15 protein-coding genes are annotated in these 17476 nt (G+C 72.0%); 7 read left to right on the top strand and 8 right to left on the bottom strand.

Going from position 1 to position 17476, the window contains the following annotated elements:
- Positions 1-66: 66 nt before the first annotated feature.
- Positions 67-312: a hypothetical protein gene (locus OV079_RS45880; protein WP_267776265.1), complete on the bottom strand. Its 246-nt coding sequence runs from the start codon at positions 310-312 to the stop codon at positions 67-69.
- A 413-nt stretch (positions 313-725) separates the two neighbouring features.
- Positions 726-1052 (bottom strand): hypothetical protein, encoded by a 327-nt coding sequence (locus OV079_RS45875; RefSeq protein ID WP_267776264.1) that lies wholly within the window; start codon positions 1050-1052, stop codon positions 726-728.
- Positions 1053-1538: 486 nt separating this feature from the next.
- On the opposite strand from OV079_RS45875, the gene OV079_RS56770 reads away from it, so the two are divergent.
- A complete protein-coding gene (locus tag OV079_RS56770; RefSeq protein WP_267776263.1) occupies positions 1539-2438 on the top strand; it encodes a DMT family transporter in 900 nt (299 codons plus the stop codon).
- A 198-nt stretch (positions 2439-2636) separates the two neighbouring features.
- Positions 2637-3170: a DUF924 family protein gene (locus tag OV079_RS45865; protein WP_338089144.1), complete on the top strand. Its 534-nt coding sequence runs from the start codon at positions 2637-2639 to the stop codon at positions 3168-3170.
- Positions 3171-3476: 306 nt separating this feature from the next.
- Here the strand turns inward: OV079_RS45865 and OV079_RS45860 are convergent, their stop codons facing one another.
- Positions 3477-4340, bottom strand: a complete 864-nt coding sequence (locus OV079_RS45860; protein ID WP_267776262.1) for a hypothetical protein — start codon at positions 4338-4340, stop codon at positions 3477-3479.
- 472 nt (positions 4341-4812) lie between these two features.
- On the opposite strand from OV079_RS45860, the gene OV079_RS45855 reads away from it, so the two are divergent.
- Positions 4813-5220 (top strand): GFA family protein, encoded by a 408-nt coding sequence (locus tag OV079_RS45855; protein ID WP_267776261.1) that lies wholly within the window; start codon positions 4813-4815, stop codon positions 5218-5220.
- A gap of 142 nt (positions 5221-5362) precedes the next feature.
- Complete coding sequence (locus tag OV079_RS45850) at positions 5363-5551, top strand: hypothetical protein (RefSeq protein WP_267776259.1); 189 nt, start codon at positions 5363-5365, stop codon at positions 5549-5551.
- 481 nt (positions 5552-6032) lie between these two features.
- On the opposite strand, the gene OV079_RS45845 is transcribed toward OV079_RS45850, so the two are convergent.
- On the bottom strand, positions 6033-8516 hold the full coding sequence (locus tag OV079_RS45845) for an MMPL family transporter (RefSeq protein ID WP_267776258.1): 2484 nt from the start codon (positions 8514-8516) through the stop codon (positions 6033-6035).
- Positions 8513-8863 carry a hypothetical protein gene (locus OV079_RS45840; RefSeq protein ID WP_267776256.1) on the bottom strand — a complete coding sequence of 117 codons (351 nt, stop codon included), beginning with the start codon at positions 8861-8863 and terminating at the stop codon, positions 8513-8515. The genes OV079_RS45845 and OV079_RS45840 overlap by 4 nt, the downstream gene beginning before the upstream one ends.
- A gap of 320 nt (positions 8864-9183) precedes the next feature.
- On the opposite strand from OV079_RS45840, the gene OV079_RS45835 reads away from it, so the two are divergent.
- From OV079_RS45835 to OV079_RS45825, 3 genes are all read left to right on the top strand, one after another.
- Complete coding sequence (locus OV079_RS45835) at positions 9184-9651, top strand: YybH family protein (RefSeq protein ID WP_267778801.1); 468 nt, start codon at positions 9184-9186, stop codon at positions 9649-9651.
- Between the two features lie 97 nt (positions 9652-9748).
- Positions 9749-11023 (top strand): vWA domain-containing protein, encoded by a 1275-nt coding sequence (locus OV079_RS45830; protein WP_267776255.1) that lies wholly within the window; start codon positions 9749-9751, stop codon positions 11021-11023.
- A gap of 130 nt (positions 11024-11153) precedes the next feature.
- Positions 11154-13163 (top strand): choice-of-anchor L domain-containing protein, encoded by a 2010-nt coding sequence (locus OV079_RS45825; RefSeq protein WP_267776254.1) that lies wholly within the window; start codon positions 11154-11156, stop codon positions 13161-13163.
- A 59-nt stretch (positions 13164-13222) separates the two neighbouring features.
- On the opposite strand, the gene OV079_RS45820 is transcribed toward OV079_RS45825, so the two are convergent.
- The 3 genes from OV079_RS45820 to OV079_RS45810 form a co-directional block, all read right to left on the bottom strand.
- Positions 13223-14758 carry a 4-hydroxyphenylacetate 3-hydroxylase family protein gene (locus OV079_RS45820; protein WP_267776253.1) on the bottom strand — a complete coding sequence of 512 codons (1536 nt, stop codon included), beginning with the start codon at positions 14756-14758 and terminating at the stop codon, positions 13223-13225.
- A gap of 46 nt (positions 14759-14804) precedes the next feature.
- Positions 14805-15968 (bottom strand): sensor histidine kinase, encoded by a 1164-nt coding sequence (locus tag OV079_RS45815; protein ID WP_267776251.1) that lies wholly within the window; start codon positions 15966-15968, stop codon positions 14805-14807.
- Between the two features lie 131 nt (positions 15969-16099).
- Positions 16100-17410: an N-succinylarginine dihydrolase gene (locus OV079_RS45810; protein WP_267776250.1), complete on the bottom strand. Its 1311-nt coding sequence runs from the start codon at positions 17408-17410 to the stop codon at positions 16100-16102.
- Positions 17411-17476: the final 66 nt, after the last annotated feature.

Here is a 17476-nt window from a genome sequence, read left to right as displayed (position 1 = left end):
GCACGCTCGCAACGGCGTTCGGCGAGCCGATGTGGACGTTCCGGACAACAATGAAAAAACCCGTCTTCAATCGCTTGCTGGCGCCTCCCGCTCGCAACGGCGTTCGGCGAGCCGCGGCGGTCGGACCGTCGTGCTGAGTAGCAAGGAAAAATACGACTGCGAGCGATTGGGGGCTTCGGCGCTCAAAGCGGCTCGCTCGATGTTCTGAATAGCAAGCGAAAATAGAACTGCGAGCGATTGCTGACGCTCGCTCGACGCGTCGCTCGAGGCCCCGGCGGTCCGTCCCATGTTCACAATGGCAAGAAAATACACGGCTGGCGACGATCGCAGGCCTCACGCTCGACTCGCCCCGCCGAGCGGCGAGAGAAGAGCCCGATTGCCTTCGGTGCTCGAAAATCCGAGCCCGGCGGGGTCATGACATTGCGCGCTGTCGCTCTTCACGCCCGGCGCGAAGTTCTCGTGAACCGAGAGTGCTCTCTGCTCACCTTGCCAGGCAGCGCCGAGCCCGCCGGCGATCCAAACGAGACGCGACCTCTCGCGCGAACGGCCTCGTTACGAGGGTGCTACCCGGTTGACGCCTTCTCGCAGCAGCGCTCGCATTTATACCATTGCGTATCAAGGAGGCGATTCTCTCCGACCCAATCTATTTCTTTGGGCACTCCAGAAAAATGCTCGCCCTGTCCTTCGGGCCAGCGACGGCCGCGGAAGTGGCCCTGCGCGAACGATCAGCTGCGTCGGCGCCGCCGCCCTTTTTGCGGAGAGGTCCCGCCTCGCCGGCTCCCAGCAAAATTGTCATCGCTCTTAAAATTTTGCGCAAACAAGGACTCTCCGCCGAGCGAGGCTCTTTTCGACTTGCCCCGCATGAAAAAATCCTCGTCACGGGTCACTGCAAGACCCAGCCTGCCGTCGCTGGCTCGGCCCGAGATTGCCCGCTGCCTCGGCCTGTCCCTCATGAACGTCGAGACGTGCGCCCGCCGGCAGCGCAGGATGGCCTGATCGCCGAAGTCGTGCTCCGACCGACCTGCCACCAGCAGCGGCGCGTCGAACACCATCGCGAAGCTCGTTCCGCGGGACGAGCAAGTCTCCCGATCGCCCGTGCGACGCACTCGACCAGCGCGCTCGTGACCTCGCCCGTGCGGCCCGGGATGCGCTCGACCCACGCGCTCGTGACCCTGGCCCGTGCGACCCGCGGAGCGCTCGACTCGTGACCCTTGCCCGTGCGGTGCGCTCGACCCACGCGCTCGTGACCCTGGCCCGTGCGACCCGCGGCGCGCTCGACTCGTGACCCTTGCCCGTGCGGCCCCCGGCGCGCTCGACTCGTGACCCTCGCCCGTGCGGCCCGGGATGCGCTCGACCCCCGCGCTCGTGACCTCGCCCGTGCGGTGCGCTCGACCCACGCTCGTGACCCTGGCCCGTGCGGCCCGCGGCGCGCTCGACCCACGCGCTCGTGACCCTCGCCCGTGCGGCCCGCGACGCGCCCACCAAGCGTCTGCGAGCCCCGCTTCGCCGGCGACACCTGCTCGCGTAGACTCGCCGCGGTGACGGACCACCTCGGCGAGCTCGCGGCGCTCGGCACGGCCGTGTGCTGGGCGCTCGGCTCGCTCGCGTTCACCCGCGCGGGGCGGCGGATCGGCAGCCTCCCGCTCAACGTCATCCGCCTGGCCCTCGCGCTGCTGTTCGCGGTGGTCGCCGGCCTCGCGCTGCGCGGGCGGGCCTTGCCGACCGACGCGACCGCCGAGCAGTGGTGGTGGTTGGGGCTGTCCGGCTTCGTCGGCTACTTCCTCGGCGACCTGTGTCAGTTCCGGGCTTTCATCGAGATCGGCCCGCGCCTCACGCTGCTGATCATGGCGCTCGCGCCGCCGCTGACCGCGGTGATCGACTTCGCCGTGCTCGGCCAGCGACTCACGCCGCTGTCGCTGGTCGGGATGGCGATCACCCTCGCGGGTGTCGCTTGGGTCCTGTCTGAAAGGACACCTGCGGCCGCGACCCCGGGGCCGGCCGCCCCGAAGCTGCGGGGGATCTTGCTCGGCCTCGGGGGCGCGTTCGGGCAGGCCGTGGGGCTGGTGCTGAGCAAGCGCGGGATGGTCGGCTACGAGGCGCTGGCGGGGGCGCAGATCCGGATGCTCGTCGGTCTGGCGTGCTTCGTCGCCCTGGTGCTGGCGACCTCGACGGGGCCGCGGCTGCGGGCCGCCCTGGGCGACCGCGGCGCGCTCGGCTACGCCACCGTCGGCGCCCTGCTCGGCCCTTTCCTCGGCGTCTCGTTGGCTCTGTTCGCGCTCCAGCGGACCTCGGCCGGGGTCGCCGCCAGCCTGCTCAGCACCTCGCCGATCTTCATCATCCCGCTGGCGGCGCGGCTCGAGGGCGAGCGCGTCGGCGTGCGCGGGCTGCTCGGGGCCGTGGTCGCGGTCGCCGGCGTCGCGCTGTTGTTCGCCGGCTGACCCGAGAATTCCCCAGCCCGTCGTCCGCGGCCCCCAGCGCCGGGCTGTTTGCCAGCGGAGGCTCCGGAGGCCCCGGAGCGGCCCGCGGCGGCGGAACGGCTGGGGTCGCTGCCTGGGAAAAATTCTTGTCGCCGCGAGCCCCGCCGGGCATTGCCCGTCGCTCGGTCCCCGCACAAATTCACCAGCGTATGAGCACTCCTGACGCCGTCCTCGACTTCTGGTTCTCGCCGCGGGTCCGGCCGAAGTGGTTCGTCCGCTGCGACGAGCTCGACCGCGAGATCCGCAGCACCTTCGGCGAGCTGCACGCGCGCTGCCAGCGGCGCCCTCGACGGCTGGGGCGCCGCGCCGCGGGGCGCGCTGGCCCTCGTCATCCTGCTCGATCAGTTCCCGCGCAACATGTTCCGCGGCACCCCCGAGGCCTTCGCCTCCGACGCCAAGGCCCGCGAGGTCGCCAACGCCGCGCTCGACGCCGGCCACGAGCACGCCCTCACCCAGGAGGAGCGGCTGTTCCTCTACCTGCCGCTCGAGCACAGCGAGGAGCTCGCCGACCAGGAGCGCTGCGTCGAGCTGATGCGCGCCCTCGACGAGACCCCCATGTGGCTCGACTACGCCGTCCGCCACCGCGACGTCATCGCCCGCTTCGGCCGCTTCCCCCACCGCAACGCGGTCCTCGGGCGCGAGAGCACCGCCGAAGAGTGCGAGTTCCTGATGCAGCCGGGCTCGTCGTTCTAGCTCGCCCGCGGTCCGAACGGGCATGTCCGAACATGCATGTCCGAACGTGCATGTCCGAACGTGCATGTCCGAACGCTCATGTCCGAACGTGCATGTCCGGACGGGATGTCCGAACGAAACGTCCGAGCGGGCCTGTCCGGACGGGCCTGTCCGGACGGGATGTCCGAACGAAACGTCCGAGCGGGCCTGTCCGGACGGGATGCCCGAACGAAACGTCCGAGCGGGCCTGTCCGGACGGGATGTCCGAACGGACATATCCGAAATGGATGTCCGAAAGGGCATGTCCCGCAGGACGCGTCCTTCAGCTCACGCCCACTGGACCACTCGACCGCGCTCGCCGTCCCAGCACCACGGGGTCGCGGCGTCGAGCAAGGCTCCCCCGAGCCAGCGCGCCGGGGTGAGCCAGCGCGTGCGACCGGCGAGCGCCGCCTGGCCTGCCTCGGTGATCTCGGCGGTCATCTCGGCCGGCGAGGCGCCGGTCAGGCGCACCAGCGGGGCCTCGCCTTCGGCCAGCCGACGCAGGCGCACCAGCACCAGCAGGTCGGTCAGCCACGGGCGGGCCTCGGCGCGACCGCAGGCCGTCAGCAGCGCCCGCACGTCGGCCCGGCCCTCGGCCAGGGCGGTCAGCAGCTGCCGCTCGGTGCGGGCCAGGCCGTCGTCACGACCTGGCCATTCGGCCAGATGCAGCCCCAGCGCGTCGCGCAGCGCCGGCCAGGCGACGAACGCCGCCCGGTCGTCGACCAGCGCCTGCAGCCGCATCGGCGTCGGCGCGCGGTAGGCGTCCCAGGCCCGCACCGCCAGCCCGATCGTCGCCGGGTCCACCGGCTCGCGGGCGGCGAACGCCTGCCGCAGGCCCGCCTCGCCGAGCTCGCTGACGCTGCAGCCCGGGCGGTCCGGAGCGTCCTCGGCCGTGGCCCACGACAGCCGGGCCCCGGCCGGGCCGAGCCGCGCGATCAGGGCCAGCGCGATCGCCTGGCAGAACCACTCGTTACCTGTCCACAGGACCAGCTCGTCGCGCACCGCCGCGGCCGCCAGCGCCTCGTCCTGCGCGCGCAGGCGGGCGGCGATCTGCGGCGCCGCGGCCGGGTCGCCGGTGTGCTCGGCCAGCCAGTCGGCGCGAGCTGGCGGAACGCCTCGTCGTCGACCTCGGCCGGGACCGGGCCTCCGCACAGCACCTCCGACCACTCGAGACGCTCCCCCGGGACGCCGGCCTCGGCCAGCCGGGCGAGCAGGACGGACCCGCCATGTAAGTGGATCGGCACGCGCGAAGCATAGTGAACTCCGGGGCCCGTGCCCACTCTCGCGCCGCGGACGGGCCACGGACGAGGCCGCTGTCGCTGGGGCAAGAGTCCATGCATGCGCACCGAACAGGACTCCGGCGCGAGACGACGAATTTTCCCCGCCGACCTGGCGACCTCACGCGCGGTCCAGTCGGCCCGCGAGGGTCCGCGGCCGCGAGCGGCGCGGGTACATGTCCCCCAAAACATGTCCCTCAAGACATCCGATCATCACCCTGCTCTCGCTCCGGCCGGGCGTTCGCCGTTCCGCCGCAGCGACGCCGGCCGCCCGGCTCTCCCGCGTCCGCGTGCCCGTCCCGGCGGCGCGATTGACAGCCGGAGCGCCCCGGATGTATCGCAGAGGCATGAGCGCGAAAACGTACAAGGGGAGCTGTCACTGCCAGGACGTGCAGTTCGAGGCCGACATCGACGTCGCCGCCGGCAGCGGCAAGTGCAACTGCTCGATCTGCACCAAGACCCGCGCCTGGGGCACCATCGTCAAGCCCGAGGCCTTCCGCCTGCTCAAGGGCGAGGAGGCGCTGTCGGACTACCAGTTCGGCTCCCAGAGCATGCACCACCTGTTCTGCCGCCGCTGCGGCGTGCGTCCGTTCGGCCGCGGCCACCTCGACGTGCTCGGCGGCGACTTCGTCACGGTCAACCTCGCCTGCCTCGACGACGTCGACTGGACCGCCCTCGCCGACGCGCCGGTGATGTACGCCGACGGCGCCAACAACAACTGGCAGGCGCCGCCCGCCGAGACGCGCCACCTCTGAGCGGCTCGCCGGATCACCTGTCCTCGCCGACAGGTCTCGCCTGCCGCCGAGCTCCGTCGCACGCGGCGCGCCCGGGGACGCAGAGGCGCCCCCACGGGCAGCGCCCGCGCAGGCGCAGCTTAGCGGACATGTCCTCCAAGACATGTCCCGCGGCCCCCGCCGCTCGCACCTGTCCTTGCGAGCAGCTCACCGGCGAGCTACCGATCTCCAGCGCCCACGAGCCGCCCTCGCAGCCTCGCGGCCCTGGCACCTCACACCTGTCCCTTGGAACATCCCCCACATCGCCTGCGAGCCCGACGCCGCCAACGAGGCCCCGCCAGTCATGACGTGAAAGGCAGCTGTTCAGCGGCCAGCCCGCGCCTCAAACCTGTCCCTTCGGCCATCCCCCGCCGTCGTGCCCGCGAGCGCACCGCCGCCAACAAGGCCGCGCCGGTCATGACTTGACACCTGTCTCTTCGGCCATCCCGCACCGTCGTGCCGCGAGCTACGCCGCGAGCGATGCCGCGCCGGTCATGACGTGAGAGGCGGCTGTTCAGCGGCCAGCCCCGCGCCTCACACCTGTCTTTTCAGCCATCCCCATGCTCGTGCTGCGAGCTCGACGCCGCGAACGAGGCCGCCGGTCATGACGTGACACCTGTCCCTTCGGCCATCCACCACCGTCGTGCCGCGAGCGCACCGCCGCGAGCGAGGCCGCGCCGGTCATGACGTGAGAAGGCGGCTGTTCGGCGGCCAGCCCTGGCCGTCGAACGGCCGCCCCGCGACCTGCCCCGAGAGACACCCGCCATCGGAGCCCACGACGGCGCGGCGGCTTCTCACGGCTGCGGCCGTGCCAGGGGTCCGGGGAAGGGCCGGCCGCGGATTAGAGACCCGATGGGTGCGAGGCACGAGCGCCCATCGGGTCGGTTAACTCGCGGCCGGACCTTCCCCGGACCCCCCGCGAGGCGCAGTCGGCAATACGCGACCCCCCGCGCGAGGCCCGGAGGCCCCTCGCAGCTCAGTGCGCGCACCCGGCCGAGCATCAGCAGCAGCGCCGGCAACACCAGCAAGCTGGCGACCAGGCAGCTCGAGATGCCCATCACCATCACGGAGCCGAAGCTCTTCATGCCGCCGTAGTCGCTGAGCGTCAGCGACGCGAAGCTGGCGATCGTCGTCAGCGCCGACAGCACCACCGCGCTGCCGGTGCCGCGGACCAGGTCGTCGAGGCGCGCGTGGCTGTTGTGCTGCTCGCTCTCCTGGCAGCGGTGCATGAGGTGGACCCCGAACGCCGTGCCGATGCCGATCACCAGCGGCAGCGACACGATGTTGGCCACGTCGAACGTGCGGCCGACCGCGGCCATCAGGCCGAGCATCCACAGCCACCCGAGCACCGTCGGGATCAGCGCGAGCGCCCCGTCGCGGAGCGAGCGGAGGTCGAGGGTGACGACCACGAGGATCAGCAGCGCCGCCCACAGCGCGGCGCGGCGGAAGCCGGCCACGATCATCGACGAGTGCAGCTCGATGTTGATCGCCAGGCCCGAGGCGTCGGGCGAGATCGAGGTGACCGCGTCGCGGAAGGCCTCCGCCGACGCCGAGTCCCACGGCGACACCGCGGGGACCACGAACAGCGCCAGGCCGTGGCCGTCGCGGGCGACGAAGCGGGTGCGGAACAGCTGCGGCAGGTCGCTCGGCGCGTAGCTGCCGCGGTCGGCCACGTTCTTGGCGGTGGTCCAGGCGCGGCCGAGCAGGTCGGCCACCTGCGGCTCGGCCGCGGCCAGCCGCTCGCGCTCGGCCGGGCCGGCCTTCTCGAGCCGCTCGCGCAGCGCGCGGAAGCTGGCCTGCGCCTGGTCGACCGCCTCGGTCGGCTGACCGCCCTGCTGCAGCGCGAACCGGACCTCGTCGAGCACGTCGACGATCGCCTTGATCTTCGGCAGCAGCTCCTCCGGCGTGGTGTGGCGCGCCGCCAGCCTGGCGAAGTCCGGCAGCGGCCCGAGCTTCTCGATCGCCTCGAGCTGCGCCAGCCGCTGCGGGTCGAGCGGCGGCAGCAGGTCGGTCGCCGTCTGCACCCCTGCGACCTCGGGCAGGGCCCGCAGCGCCTCGGCCTTGGCCCGCGCCGACTCGACATCGTCGGCGGCCGCGTTGGCGTAGACCGGGCTCATCAGCGGGTCGCCCTCGAGCGCCTCGAGCGCGTGCACGCCCTCGCTGTTGCGCGGCAGGAAGTCGAAGTAGCGGCCGTTGAAGGCGATCCGCGACAGCCCCCAGCCGCCGCCGACGGCGCCCAGCACCGCCAGCAAGACGATGAACACGCGCGCGCGCGCGACGAAGCCGACCAGCCGGTGGACCATCGGCGGCTCCTTCTTGACCGCCGCGAGCCCCGTCTTGCCGGCCAGGATCAGCAGCGACGGCAGCACGAACAGCGTCGCCAGCACCACGAACAGCAGGCCGACCGCGGTGATGACCCCGAGCTCGGCGTAGGCGGTGAAGTCGGAGCCCAGCGTGGTGAGGAACGCCAGCACCGTCACCAGCGCGCCGACCACGATCGGCGGGCCGGTGTGCATCAGCGCCTCGCGGATCGCCGCCGCCACCGACGAGCCGGCGCGCCGCTGCTCGTTGAAGCGGTGCATCATGTGCACGCCGAAGTCGATGCCGAGCCCGAGCAGCGTCGACACGAAGCTCGAGGTGATCAGATTGAGGTAGCCGTAGATCCAGTAGACCGCGCCGAGCGTGAGCGCCAGCCCGGCCAGCAGCGGCACCAGGCTCAGCACCGTCTGCCGCAGCGAGCGCAGCATCACCAGGCACAGCACCAGGATCGCCAGGCCCGACCACAAGCTCGACTGGACCAGGCCGCGGCTGACGAGCTTCTGCTCCTCGCTGGCGAGCTCCGGCAGGCCGGTGATCTCCGCGCGGACGCCGGCCGGGCCGGCCGCCAGCGCCGCGTCGCGGACCTCGTGGATCTGCTTGATCAGCGGCGCGAAGTCGCTGACCTCGTTGCCGGAGAACTCGGGGAACACGCTGACGACGTGGTACTTGCCGTCGACCGTCTGGATGTAGCCGGCCTCGTCGCGGCCGCGCGCCGGCGCCTCGCCGGCCTGGGCCTGCATCGCCGCGCGCATGAGATCTTCGCCGGCGAGGTAGCGGTCGAAGGTGCTCGCCATCCCGCCGAGCTGCTTGAGGCCCTCGGCCGCGCGCGCGGGATCTTGCGGCGCGGCCTCGCCGTCGAGGCCCGCCTGCAGCTGCCCCTCGATCGCCCCGAACCACGCCGGCAGACCGCCCTCGACCAGCGGCGCGAGCGCCACGTCGGGCGGCAAGTTACCTGTCACTGAGACAGGACCTCGGGGCGCTGTAGGAGCAGCACCTCGGCGACCTCGCTCGGACCGACGCGGGCGAGCACGCGGCCGCGCAGCTTCGGCACCGCTTCGAACCCGGCGATCAGCCGGTCGACGACCGCGCGGCTGTCCTCCGGGCGCTCGCTCGAGACCACCACCACCGGCGCGTCCGGGTTGCCGAAGCGCTCGAAGAACCGCAGCATCCGCGCCTGGTCGGGGTTCTCGTCCGACACCAGCCCGTAGCGCGACGTCGACACCCGCAGCTGCGGCAGCGTCACCGCCGAGGCGGCCACCAACAAGCCAGCGACCGTCAGCACCAGCCGCGGACGGCTCAGGCTCAAGGACGCGATGCGGGAAAAGATCCGTTGCGGGAGAGATTCGGGCATCGGCGGACCGCCCTGAGCTATACTCGGGCTCTGCTCTGGGCAACTTATCCAGGTTTTTGACCGCGCCGGGCGACCCAAGGTGTGACGCGGAGCACATCTCGCCCTCTGACGCCGCTCAGGCCGGTCCAGGGGCGTTTCGAGGCGGTCCGGCCGGGCCTGCGAATCGGCCTCACGAGCCGGGGCGGGCCGCGGCCTCGCGGACGCCTCGCCTCGCCCCGCGGCTCGACTTCCTGCTCGGCCTACCCGGCCTGCTCTGCCTGCTCGGCCTGCTCGTGATGGCGTGCGGCTTCACCGGCCAGGATCGCCGCGCGGTCGAGGGCGTGCTCCGCGAGCAAGCCGCGGCCTGGAACCACGGCGACCTCGAGGGTTTCTTGCGCGCCTACGAGCCGTCGGAGGCGCTGGTGTTCACTTCGGGCGGCGCGATCCGGCGCGGCTACGCGGCGGCGCGGGCCCGCTATCTCGAGCGCTATGGCGCGCGCGGGGCCGAGACGATGGGCCACCTCGAGTTCGAGATCGTCGACGTTCGCGGGCTCAGCCGCGACGTCGCGGTGGTCCTCGGTCGCTGGCGCCTGACGCAGACCGAGGCTGCCGGCGCGGGTGTCTTCACGTTGGTGTTCCGGCGCGACGCTCGCGGCTGGAGCATCGTCCACGACCACACCTCCGTCGACAAAAGCGGCCCGACTCCCGCGCCGAGCGCCGACGACGACGTCGCAAAAACAGACGGACACGGACAGTCGCCCTGAGTTATAGTCGCCGTCGACCTTAACCTCCGTTTTCGCGCGGGAGAGTGGTGTGATGCGACGTTTTTCGGGTGTTCTGTTTTTGGCTTCCTTCGGGCTCGTGAGCGGCTGCGGCGACAACGGCAATGACACGCAGGGCGCGACCGGCACCATGATGACGACGACGTTGCCGCCGCTGACGACGACGACGCCGAGCACCACCACCGGCACCGAGACCGACACGACCGCGCCGACGACCACCGACGGCACCGGCACCGCCACCGAGTCGACCACGACGCCGACCACCACCGAGACCACCGGGCCGACCAGCACCACCGAGCCGGTCGACACCACCGCGGGTCCGACCACCGAGCCGCAGACCTCGACGACCCTGACGACGATGGGCACCACTACCGACACGCCCTGTCAGGAGATCTCGGTCACCGTCCAGCCGGTCAAGCCGAACACCATGCTCGTGCTCGACAAGTCGGGCTCGATGCTGCAGAAGTGGGACGCCGACGCCGACCCCGTCACGCCCGACGTGACGCGCTGGTACAGCCTCTACGCGGTCGTCAATCAGGTGCTGACCGACTTCAACGACAAGTTCAACTTCGGCATGAACCTGTTCCCGTCGAAGAACGCGCTCGGCGAGTACAAGATGACGGCCTGCCTCGTCAACGACGCCGTCGAGGTGCCGGTCGCCGAGCTCAACAAGGACGCGATCATCCCGGTCCTGCCGGCGCAGAGCAACATGACGATCGCCGGCGGCACCCCGACCGCGCTCGGCATGACCGCCGCGCTCAACCACCTCAAGTCGCTCGACCCGGCCGTGCCGCGCATCGTCATGCTCGTCACCGACGGCGCCGCCAACTGCAGCACCACGGCCCCCAACCTCACCGAGCTGTTCGAGGTCTACGACGCCAACCTGGCCCCGATCGTCGGCGACGCCTTCTCGGTCGACAACATCCCGACCTACGTCATCGGCATCGCCATCGACAACGCGCCGAACCCGAACATCCAGGACGGCAACCCCAACATGATCAACCCGTACGAGAAGCTCAACGAGCTGGCCACGCTCGGCGGCACGGCCAAGGCGGGCGACGAGAAGTTCTACAGCGCCAAGAACGCCATCGAGCTCAGCGACGCGCTGAACGCCATCGTCCAGGACGCGCAGAGCTGCATCATCCCGCTCGAGTCGCCGCCGGCGTTCCCCGACAAGACGATCGTCAAGCTCGGCAACACCGAGGTCCCGATGATCACCGACTGCGCCAACGAGAGCGGCTGGCGCTACATCGAGCCGATGCCGTACACGGCGCTCGAGCTGTGCGGCACCGCCTGCGCCGATCTCAAGATCGCCGGCGCGGCCGACGTCGAGTACTACTGCGACGCCGGCTGAGCGACGCCGCGCGGCGGTCGACCCGCAGCTCGAGGGCCGCGCGCTCCGTCGCGCGGCCCTCTTGCTTCTTGCCGCGACTTCGCCGGTCACGCGGCCCCTCGGTCGCACCTCCCGGCCCATCTTGCCGGACATGCGTCCTCCTCGCCCTCCGGGCCTTGCCTCTATCGCTGCCGCCCTCGCCGCGCTGTCGTCCGCCTGCAACGACGAGCGCCCCGCCACCACCGCGACCGAGGGCGCCACGACGCCCGGCGTCACCGGGGTCACCACCGTCGAGGCCTCGACCGCCGCGCCGGAGACCGGGCCGACCACGACCGAGGGCGGCATCGAGACGGGCGAAGCGACCTCGATGCCGGCCGCGCCGACGGTGGGCGGCTGCGTCCCGGACTGTCCCGAAGGACAGTATTGCGTCGGCGACGCGTGCCAGCCCGGCTGCGCCGACGACGGCGACTGCACCGCGCCGAGCACCTGCGACCTGACCGACCACACCTGCAAGGGCTGCACCGCCGACGCCGGCTGCGCCCCCGGCAGCGTGTGCCAGGACGGCGCCTGCGTGGCCGGCTGCAGCGACGGCCAGGCGTGCGCCGGCGGCCTCGCCTGCTGCGGCGACGCCTGCGTCGACCCGCTCGCCGACCCGGCCCACTGCGGCGGCTGCGACCCGTGCCCGCTGCCGTTCCACGCCGCCGCGACCTGCTCGATGGGACAGTGTGGCCTCGGCGCCTGCGAAGACGGCTGGCAGGACTGCGACGGCGACCCCGCCAACGGCTGCGAGAAGTCCGGCAGCTGCCAGTGCACCCCGAACGCGGTCGAGGACTGCTACGGCGGTCCGCCGAACACCGCCGGCGTCGGCGCCTGCAAGCCCGGCCAGCGCACCTGCAACCCGCAGGGCACCGGCTTCGGCCCGTGCGAGGGCGAGGTCCTGCCGGCGCTCGCCGACGTCTGCGACAACGCCCTCGACGACAACTGCGACGGCGAGGTCGACGAGGACCCCGACGCCGACGGCGACGGCTGGACCGTGTGCGGCGGCGACTGCTGCGACGAGCTCGGCCCCGACTGCAGCAACCCCGACCTCGTCAACCCCGGCGCCTTCGAGGTCATGGGCAACGCCGTCGACGACGACTGCGACGGCGGGGCCGACAACGTCCTGCCGGCCTGCGACGACGGCCTCGCCAGCGACGCCGGCGACCCGCTGGCCTACGCCAGGGCGATGGACCTGTGCCAGTTCACGACCGAGGCGCCGCCGCTCGCCGAGCGCACGTGGGGCGTGATCTCCGGCGCCTTCACCCGCTCCAACGGCATGGGCGACCCGGCTCCCGCGGCGCGATCGATCCGCCCCGGCTTCGGCAGCGTCATCGTCCCGCAGAAGAACCACCGCCTGGCCGTCCTGTCGACCGGCGCCGCCGCCGACGCCAACGACAAGAACCCCGCCTTCTCCCCCTTCCAGGGCGGCACCGAGCTGGCCACCCCGGCGGCCGTCCCCGCCGACTGGCTGGCCGCCAACGGCAACAACTTCCCCAACGCGCCCGGCTGCCCCGAGCCCGGCGGCGGCGCGACCGGCCAGGACACGATCCAGCTGAAGCTGCGGATCCGCGTACCCACGAACGCGCAGTCGTTCAGCGCCCACGTGTACTTCTTCTCGAGCGAGTACCCCGAGTGGGTGTGCAGCCCGTACAACGACTTCTTCCTGACGCTGGTCGACGGCATGGGCGCCGGCAACCCGGCCGACAAGAACGTCGCCATCTACAAGAACCAGATGGACCAGCTGTTCCCGCTCGGGGTCAACATCCTCAAGGGCGCGCCCGGCCTGTTCACGCAGTGCAAGAACGGCCAGATCAGCTGCGCAGCCCCGCCGGCCGGCACCTACGACAGCTGCACCGGCAACGACGAGCTCGCCGGCACCGGCTTCCACACCCTGAACCCCCAGCCGCACTTCAAGGACGACCTCGGCTTCTGCGGCACCAACAACCAGGTCGGCGGCGGCACCGGCTGGCTCACGATGTCCGGCAACGTCAAGCCCGGCGAGACGATGGAGATCCGGTTCGTCCTGTGGGACACCGGCGACCCCTGGTACGACTCGCTGGTGCTGCTCGACAACTTCGAGTGGTCGCTGCAAGCGTCGCAGCCGGGCGTCAAGCCGGGCTGAGCCTTCGGACATGCTCTATCGAGCATGTCCGATACGACATTCCGTATCGGACATGCCCTTCAAGACATGTCCCGATCGGCGCCCTCGACCTCGTCGGTGATGCCGGCGAGCGCGCGGGCCAGCGCCTTCTTGTCCTCGACCTGCATCTGCCGGGCGATCTGGATCCGCTGCGCCTGCGGCGAGCCGGCCCCGTGCATCGACTCGGTCAGGTAGCCGACGGCGTTGCGGCCGAGCGTCAGGTTCTCGATCAGCCGCAGCGCCCGCGCCCGCGCCTCGACCGACACGCCGTCGCGCCCGCGCAGGTACTTTTTCAACAGCGGCCCGACCTCGGGGTCGGCGAAGTCGTGCTCCGACGGCAGCGTCGCCAGCAGCCCGCCGGCCAGGTCCTGGGCCAACCTCGCCATCTCGTAGGGGAAGCGGGTCACGTTGTGCTTGCACACGTTGGCGAGCATCGGGTCGTTCTGCCAGTTGCCCGCCGGCGTGGCGGTCGACTCGTGCGAGGCCGCGATCCCGGCGCCGTAGATCGTCTCGTTGAGGTGGGCCATCTCGACCAGCTTGTCGCGCACGTGCGAGACCTGCGGCACCCCGTTGTAGTCGGCGATCAGCGCCGCCGCGCCGATCAGCACGTCGCCGACGCCCGCCTTGCACACGTAGCTGCGGCGGTGATACGCCGTGAACCGCTCGACCAGGTCGGCCGCGAACTCGACCTCGCCGTCCATGAAGACGAGCTCGTCGGGCACGAACACGTCGTCGAGGATGATGAGCGCCTCCTGGCCGCCGTAGCGGGCGTTGCCGACGTCGACCGCGCCGCCCTCGAGCGCCCGCGTGTCGCACGACTGCCGCCCGACCACGAAGGTCAGACCCGGGTGGTCGACCGGCACCGCGCACACGATCGCGTGGTCGCGGTCGCGCGGCCCGAGCCGCATCGTCGGCATCACCACGATCCAGTGCGAGTTGATGCAGCCGGTCTGGTGCGCCTTGGCCCCGCGGATCACCACCCCGCCCGGCTCGCGCCGGACCACCCGCACGAACATGTCGGGGTCGCTCTGCTCGTGCGGCGCCTTGCCGCGGTCGCCCTTCACGTCGGTCATCGCCCCGCCGACCACCAGGTTCTGCCGCTGCATCGCCCGCACGAACGCGCGCAGGCGGCCGTGGTAGGGCGTCTGGCGCGCCTGGTCGATGAGCCAGGTCGTGGTGTAGAGCGCGTTGATCGCGTCCATGCCGACGCAGCGCTGGAAGCAGGTCCCGGTCAGCTGGCCGAGCCGGCGCTGCATCTTGTTCTGCTGCACCACGTCGGCCGCCGACTCGGTGACGTGGAGGAAGCGGTTGACCCGCTGGCCGGTCTCGCCCACCACCGCGGTCGCCAGCTCGGGGCGCTCGAGCGCGAGGTCGTAGGTGCGCGCGACCGCGTTGATCGACGGGCGCAAGATCGGGTGGTCGACCGGCTCGGCCACCCGCTCCCCGAGCAAGAACACCCGCAGGCCGCGACCGCGCAGGCTGGCGACGTAGTCCTCGCCGCTGACGATCGGCGGTCGCGGCTTCAGCCACGACGGGGACGGCTCGGTCTCGCTGGACGACGCGGCTGCGCTGGACATGCCGGCCAGGATACCCGAGCCGCCCGCCGCCCGGCGCGCGCCGGCGCTACGCGGTCATCGGGAGCGGCACCGCCTGCGGCTGCCGCGGCAGCGTGCAGGTGAAGGTGGTGCCCTCCTCCGCGCTCGAGCAGACGTCGAGCGTGCCGCCGTGGGCGAGCAAGATCTGGCGCGAGATGTGGAGCCCGAGCCCCAGCGAGGCCCGCCCTCGCAGCGACGGGTCGCCCTGGAACGCTTCGAAGAGCGAGCCGCGCCGTTCGGGCGGGATCGGCGGGCCCCAGTTGTGCACCTCGATCGTCACCGCGTCGGCCTGGGCGCTGACCCGCGTCGCCACCCGCACCACCGTGTTCGTCGGGCTGTACTTGAGCGCGTTCGTCAGCAGGTTCGACAGCACCTGCGCGATCCGGTCGGGGTCGGCGCGGGTCTGGATCGGGTCCTCGCAGGCGTACTCGATGATGCGCTCGGGGAACATGGTCGCCGCCTCGTCGATCGCCTCGCGCACGAGCACCCGCAAGGACACGTCCTGCGGCCGCACGGGGATCCGGCCCGACTTGCGCTCGTGGCTGTAGTCGAGCAGGTCGTTGATGAGCCGCGTGGCCCGCTGCGCGCCGGTCTGGATCCGCAGCAGCAGCCGCGCCGTCTTGTCGTCGGGCGCGCCGCGCCGGACGACCGCCTCGGACGCGACCAGCATCGCCGTCAGCGGGCTGCGCAGGTCGTGCGAGACGATGGCGATCAGCTGCCGCTCGAACTCGCTCGCCCGCTCGCGCTCGGCCGCGCCGGCCTGCAGGTCGCGGTCACGGTCGCGCGAGAACTGGTCGACCGCCTCGGCGATGCCGGCGGAGAACGCGGCGCACAGCGCCCGCACCTCGGCGAGCTGCAGCGGGCCGCCCGACTCCTCGATGGTGTCGAACAGGACCTCGCGGAGCATGTCGTACTCGATCACCACGGTGCGCAGGTCGAAGCCGACGCGGTAGCGCTGGCGCCCGTGCTCGCGCGCGACCTCGCCGCACGGCGCTGCCTGCGGCTGACGGCGCAGCGCGGCCGCCACCTGGTCGAGGAACTCCGGCAGGGAGTTGCGCAGGGTCGGCGTGCTGAGCCGGTCGTCGACCAGGTTCTCGGCCCGCATGCGCTCGGTCCAGCGCTCGATGATCGTCTCACGGCGCCGCTCCAGCAGATCGGCCAGCGTACAGCTCTGCGGAGAAGGTGACGTCATGGTCCCATCAATCTAGCCCATGTCCCACGCCGCGGACCTGCGCGCGGGCGCCTCGCCGCCGCTCACGTCACGCACGCCCGGCCGCTCCCCGGGAGCCGCTCGCGCCGCTCGGGGCCGGCGCTCCGTCGCGGTCAGCGCTGGAACGCGTAGACCGAGCCGAGCTGCAGCAGCTGCGTCAGCGCGTCGAGGGCGGTCCGGACCTCGAGCAGCAGCTGCGGGTCGGCCAGGTCCTCGGGCGTGAGGCGGTCGCGGTAGTGCTTCTCGACCCATGCGACCAGCGCGGTCTCGAGGTCGTCGTCGACGATCACGCGCCCGCCCAGCGCCGCGGCCTCGCGCTCGTCGAGGCTGACGCGCAGGCGCAGCGACGCCGGGCCGCCGCCGTGGCGCAGCGCCGGGCGCAGGTCGACCTCGCGGATCTGGCCCACGTGCCCGTCGGCCACCAGGCGGTCGAGGTAGCCGCGCGCCGCCGCGTTCTCGCGCGTCTCGGCGGCGACCAATAGACCGAGCTGTCCGTCGGGACAGGTAAAGAACTGGCCGCCGAACACGCTGGTGGCCACCGCGTCCTGCAGCGGCAGGTCGGCGTTGCGGGCCAGGGCGACCTGCAGGGCCGAGCCGAGCCGTCGCCGCAGCTCGGTCAGCACGCTGCCGACGTCGCGCAGCGCGAGCTCGTGGATCAGCAGCAGCGAGCCGTGCGCGACCGCGAGGATGTCGGTGTGCGAGGCGCCGCCGTCGAGGCCGTCGGGGTGCTGCTGCGGGAACAGCACGCGCGCCGGGTCGAGCTGCAGCAGCCGCGCCTGCGCCTGCGAGGCCTCGATCGTCTGCCGCGCCGGGAACCGCGACGCCGCGTGCCGCGCGTACGCCCCGCGGCCCCACGCGAACACGTGGACCGCCGGCCGCCCGCCGACCTGCAGCCGCAAGGTGTTGGCCGCCCCCTCGTCGCCGAGCTGGTGGACCGCCGGCAGCGGCGCGTGGACGGCGAAGCGCGCCTCGTCGCGGAAGATCGCCGACAGCACCGCGTGGGTGACCTCGGGCTCCTGGGCGCGGTGCAGCATGTGCTGCAGGTTGGCGACGGCGATGTGGACGCGGCCGTCGCGCGTGTCGCTGCTCGGCGCCACCGTCGCCGCGTTGGCGGCCCACATCGACGACGGGTTGCTGCACAGGCGCAGCCACATGCCGTCGCCCTCGCCGGCCGAGCGCAGGACCCGCTCGTCGTCGCCGGTGAAGCCGATCCGCCGCAGCCAGTCGACGTTGGGCCGCGGCTGCGGCGGCAACACCGCCTGCACGAGCCCGAGCGAGCGGGCCAGGCGGATCTTCGCCAGCCCGGCGAGCGCCGCCGCTTTCGGGTTGGTGGTCGAGCCGGCGCGCTGACTCGGCGCGACGCCGGCGGCGAGCCCATCGTTGTAGGTCGGTCCGATCAGCCCGTCGAAGTTGACCTCGCCCATGCCCTCGCGGTTTTGGCACCACCCCGGGCGTGGCGCAAGCGCCGGGGCGCGCGGTATAGTGGCCGC

This window comes from Nannocystis pusilla (assembly GCF_026626665.1).
Classification (GTDB): domain Bacteria; phylum Myxococcota_A; class Polyangia; order Nannocystales; family Nannocystaceae; genus Nannocystis; species Nannocystis pusilla.
This window is presented reverse-complemented; position numbering and strand designations above follow the sequence as displayed.